This is a genomic window from Streptomyces sp. NPDC006261 (assembly GCF_040613515.1).
In the GTDB taxonomy this organism is placed as follows: domain Bacteria; phylum Actinomycetota; class Actinomycetes; order Streptomycetales; family Streptomycetaceae; genus Streptomyces.
In genome coordinates this window covers 1-4,892 of the sequence record NZ_JBEXSI010000130.1, presented here as the reverse complement: position 1 = coordinate 4,892, position 4,892 = coordinate 1, and the positions used below count along the sequence as shown (strand labels likewise).

Here is a 4,892-nt window from a genome sequence, read left to right as displayed (position 1 = left end):
CCGCAACCGCAGATCCTCCTGCGCAGCCGGCGACAGACGCCTCATATCCCCACCCTCGATCACACCCGATCAACGAGCAGGCAACCCATCGGTTTCGCCTCAATATTTGCGCGGGCGGGCGTGTGGACGGGGGTCGTGCAGGGGCCCGGCCGTGGCAGGATGACACTATGTTGATCCGAAAGGGCGATGCCGCGTAGGCGTCCCAAGGCCGTCCGTGCAGAGCAGTGGCGGCCACGATGGCAGTATCCGGTCCTGAGGGTCCCTGGCGTATCCGCGCGGACTCGTGCAGCGATCCGCCGGGTCGAAGACCAGGAGATGCGGCCCAACGCGGTCGCGATTGCGCTCTCTCGCTTCGAGTGGGCCTTCAAGCAGCCTGGTCGCTACCTGAACGCCTCCGAGGCGTGTTCGCCCGGGATAGAGGTGGAAGACGCTCGTGACGATCTGGAGCGGGCGATGCTGCACCTTCCTCCCGGAGCGCAAAGGGACTTGGGACGGCTGATCATACGCATCGACGCGGAATTCGAGCGCCGTACCTTGCCGGAACCCAACTACATCGAGTTGGCGGTGTTCGGCTGGTGGTGCACCAGAATGCGTGAACGCTGACGGGTCTCGGGCTCGTGACCTCCCCCACAATCGAACAAATTCGTCACTCTCCGCGACGGTTCCCCAAGATCTGTGCCAGAACCCGCTACTGCTCGATAAAGCCAGTCACAGGTGTTGGTGGATACGCACAGCGTGGTCGTCCAGACACTGACGTGCCTGCGCGCTGTTCGCCTTGTCGGCGCCCACCGCCGCGGGGGTCTCGGACGCGTCATTCAGATCCCGCATCATCGCAGGGTGAGCCATCAGCGTCACAGAGTCGCCCTTCTGTTTCAGCGCACAATCCGGTCTGGGTCGGAGCTGCTTCCCAGGTACCCCGATTTCTCGCCGCCACCTCTTGCCCAGCCGGTTGCCCGGGCGCCGTGGAGGGATGGGGCAGGTCCTGCGCCTCCACGGCTCTCCGGTCTCTCCACCCGCAGTGGCGACCAGGCGTCAGGGCGTCCCTGACGCCTCGGTGGTCCGGTATGTGACGCCGGCCGTCTGGGGGGCTCGGCGTCCTGCGCGATCAGGACGAGGGTTTCGGTGTGCTGTCGGGGGGCGAATGTCCCTCGCGCTGGCCGTCCTGGGTGAGTGCGGCGATTCCCCGCTCGAACGCCCGTTGTTCCCGCTCTTCCCGAGCGGGCTGGCCGGTGCCGTGGTGTCGGTTGGGCGCTTGAGCCTCCAGCCGGTCCTGCTGTTCGGAGCTCAGGGTGTCCCAGACTGGGGCGCGGCCTGTCGGGTGGCCCAGGTTCCGACGTCTACCCCGTTCACGGTCACGCCGCAGCAGTTCGGCCGCGCCCTGCCAGCCTCGTGGGGCCTGCTTCCACAACCTCGCCTGACCGGGTAGGCCAGCCAGCAACCGCACGGCTATCAAGGCTGCCGTGCGTGACTTATAGATCGTTTACGGGATCCTAAAGAAGTTAATCTTTCAATTAGGTGCAGAGTTCTCAAGAATTCACGTGTTAAATCTGTCGAATATTCACCCATCCGCTATTGTGACGCGCATCACACTAGCTCCTCTCGTTAAACCAGTGGCAGCGACAAGCCCGCGCACGAGGTATCCCAATTTGGGCAGACGAGGCAAACCTGCCATAAGCGCAAAAGAGGGCTTCCGAGGCTCAAATTTCGGCCGACCGTGAGTACGTTACGTGTGGGTGCAAGAGATAGGGGAACCCGCGTGACCGTCATCTGTCGCGATGCATTCGGCGCTTGACAGTAGTTTTCCCTGCGCCCACGATGGTGGGAGAAATACGGAAGCGAAGAGCTGGCCAGTTGGCGCGAAATAGGGCTTGGAGTGTACGGGTGAGTGGCACATACGTGATACGGCCCCCGAAAGTCGACGATGCGCCCCGCATGTGGGAACTCGTGAATCGAAGCGAAAATCTGGACAGTAATAGCCTCTACAGCTATTTCATGTGGTGTCGCGACTTTTCTTCGACGTCTGCCGTCGCGGAGCGGGCGGACGGTGAAGTGATCGGCTTCATCACCGCCTACTGTCGTCCCGAAAGTCCTGAAGTCCTGTTCGCCTGGCAGACAGCCACGGATCTCACGGATAGCCGGCCCGGCCTTCCGGGCGCCATGCTGCGGACTCTGCTCCAGCGTGGGGTCGGGAAGGGTGTCACCCATCTCGAAACGACCGTGAATCCTGGCAATCGACCCGTCATCATGATGCTCGAAAAGTGCGCGGCCTCGCTGGGGGCGCCGGTGGAGCGCTGCATCCTTTTCGATTCCTCGCAGTTCCCCGATGATCATCCCAGCGAGGTTCTTTACCGGATAGGGCCGGTAAGGAATCTCTAGGCGACCACACTGCGGCGCACGACATCGAAAGGGTGCTTCTGGATTGAGTGAACGGAAAGAAATATCGGCCGACCTGCTGAATCTCTTGCGTGGCCACCTCGTTTCGCAGAGTTTGGTGACGGAGCTCGGTGATGTCCGTTTTGAGGAAGATCTCGGTATGGATTCGATGAAGATCGTCGAACTTCTGGAAGAAGTCGAAGAGCATTTCGAGTTTGCCATTCCGGACGAAGATCTCGCCCGTCTTCACACAGTACGAGACCTGCAGGCGGTCATCGAAAAAAACAACAATACGCTGGCGTAGCAACGGCATCTCGAGGAGTCCGCGTGATAATAAAAAGGGTGGACGGTGTCACCGGAACGGACCAGGACGTACGCTCTGATCAATGGCGCAGTCGGCGACTGCTGCTGGCAGGCGACGGGCTCGGCTACTCCCTCCACGACACCATCGCTTATGCCGGGGTGCAGTACACGCTCGAGTACCTGCATCACGCTGAGTCCGTGTACTGCATATCCGGCGAGGGAGAGATCGAGGACCACGCCACAGGCGAGGTGCATCCCCTTGGCGAAGGTTCTCTCTACGTACTCGACAAGCATGACCGGCACACCTTGAGAGCCTTCACGGAAATGCGCTTCCTCTGCGTGTTCACGCCCGCCGTGACCGGTGCCGAGGTCCACGATGAGGACGGGGCCTACCCCCCGCCGGAAGGCTTGCAGAAGGCCGCCGTCCCGCCGATGGAAAGCACCTCCCCGTGAACGCCTGGCAGGCGGCTCTCGCCGGTGTCGAGGCGACCGCGCTGGACTGCGTGCAGGCAAACCTCGCCGTGTTGGCCGATTACTCGCACGGCGGCGGCACCCACCGCCGGTTGGGCGCCCCCTTACGCTTCCCCTTCGACCGGCCGATCGACACCTCCCTGCCGACGGTGGAGCAGGCACTCAGCCGGCACGTGGCCGACGCCCACGCCCTCACCGGTGTGCGGTTGCACGGCATCGACGAGCCGAGAACCATCGAGCGCGCCTTCCAGCTGCTGGATGCGGCGGCCGGCGACCGCACCGGAGCGCTGTACGTCGTGGCCGACGCCTACACCTTGCCGTGGTGCCCCTACAGCGGCCACCAGCACATGTCGCACAGCTTTCTGCTGGTTCCCGGGCAGGGCGCGAAAGGCGTGGTGGTCGATGCCTACCACAACGACACGCCTTACGGGCCTGCCCGCCCGGACGACTGGACGCTCGACCGAGACGAACTCATCCAGGGCTTATCGGGGCAGCCGATTCGCGTCGGAGAAGTCGAAGCCGTGCCGACCGTGCCGCCGGACCCTGCGGACGTACTCCGGCGCAACGCTTCCCATCTGAACAAGGCCCAGCCACGGATGGGCGAGTTCGTACAGGCCTACCGCGACCACGCCGATCCGCTGGCCGCCGCCGAGGCACTGATGCTGGAGACCTGGCTCCTTGCCCGCTCGCGTCTGCTGCACGGGCGGTGGCTATCGGATGCCGTGCCCGCCCGTCTGAGCGAGCCGTTCGCCCGGCACGCGGAGGCGTGGACGCAGTTCGCCGGGCATTGCTACCTGGCCGTGCGCCGACTGCGCCGTGGCAGAGAAGCCCCTGCCGATCTCTACGACGTGCTGTCGTCCCTGCTGGAGGAGGACGTCCGACACGCAAGCCGTCTGGCCGGGGCACCTTCCTCATCCTTCACCGCTGCCTGACGACCTCCAGGGAGTAGGAATGACTCTCACCCCGCCCGCACTGAGTGTCTTCGAGACCCTGGAGTCCGAGGTCCGGAGCTACTGCCGCGGCTGGCCCGCCGTCTTCGACCGTGCGCAGGGCGCTCGGCTGACCGACGAGGACGGCCACTCCTACCTGGACTTCTTCGCCGGGGCCGGTTCGCTCAACTACGGCCACAACAACCCGGTGCTGAAGCGAGCGCTGATCGACTACATCGAGCGCGACGGCATCACCCACGGTCTGGACATGGCGACGACCGCCAAGCGCGCGTTCCTGGAGACGTTCCAGAACGCGATCCTGCGCCCGCGCGACCTTCCGTACAAGGTGATGTTCCCCGGCCCGACCGGCACCAACGCCGTCGAGTCGGCGCTGAAGCTGGCCCGTAAAGTCAAGGGCCGCGAGTCGGTCGTCTCGTTCACCAACGCCTTCCACGGCATGTCGCTGGGCTCGCTCGCCGTCACGGGCAACGCCTTCAAGCGCGCCGGGGCCGGGATCCCGTTGGTGCACGGCACTCCGATGCCGTTCGACAACTACTTCGACGGTACGGTCCCCGACTTCCTGTGGTTCGAGCGGCTGCTGGAGGACCAGGGCTCCGGGCTGAACAAGCCCGCCGCGGTGATCGTGGAGACGGTCCAGGGCGAGGGCGGCATCAACGTCGCCCGCGCCGAGTGGCTGCGCGCGCTCAAGGAGCTGTGCGAGCGCCAGGACATGCTGCTGATCGTCGACGACATCCAGATGGGCTGCGGCCGTACCGGCGGCTTCTTCTCCTTCGAGGAGGCCGGCATCGTCCCGGA

The 4,892-nt window shown here is 64.4% G+C and carries 6 protein-coding genes; all 6 read left to right on the top strand.

Going from position 1 to position 4,892, the window contains the following annotated elements; all coding sequences use genetic code 11:
* Window positions 1-315 precede the first annotated feature (315 nt).
* On the top strand, window positions 316-603 hold the full coding sequence (locus ABZ154_RS34700; RefSeq protein ID WP_356838423.1) for a hypothetical protein: 288 nt from the start codon (window positions 316-318) through the stop codon (window positions 601-603).
* A gap of 1,212 nt (window positions 604-1,815) precedes the next feature.
* Complete coding sequence (ectA, locus tag ABZ154_RS34695; protein ID WP_356838425.1) at window positions 1,816-2,376, top strand: diaminobutyrate acetyltransferase; 561 nt, start codon at window positions 1,816-1,818, stop codon at window positions 2,374-2,376.
* A gap of 43 nt (window positions 2,377-2,419) precedes the next feature.
* Window positions 2,420-2,677 (top strand): phosphopantetheine-binding protein, encoded by a 258-nt coding sequence (locus ABZ154_RS34690; protein WP_356838421.1) that lies wholly within the window; start codon window positions 2,420-2,422, stop codon window positions 2,675-2,677.
* Window positions 2,678-2,715: 38 nt separating this feature from the next.
* Window positions 2,716-3,129: an ectoine synthase gene (locus ABZ154_RS34685; RefSeq protein ID WP_356838419.1), complete on the top strand. Its 414-nt coding sequence runs from the start codon at window positions 2,716-2,718 to the stop codon at window positions 3,127-3,129.
* On the top strand, window positions 3,126-4,079 hold the full coding sequence (locus ABZ154_RS34680) for a hypothetical protein (RefSeq protein ID WP_356838417.1): 954 nt from the start codon (window positions 3,126-3,128) through the stop codon (window positions 4,077-4,079). The genes ABZ154_RS34685 and ABZ154_RS34680 overlap by 4 nt, the downstream gene beginning before the upstream one ends.
* Before the next feature lie 19 nt (window positions 4,080-4,098).
* Window positions 4,099-4,892, top strand: a 794-nt coding sequence (locus ABZ154_RS34675; protein WP_356838416.1) for a diaminobutyrate--2-oxoglutarate transaminase, incomplete at its 3' end; no start/stop codon positions are given.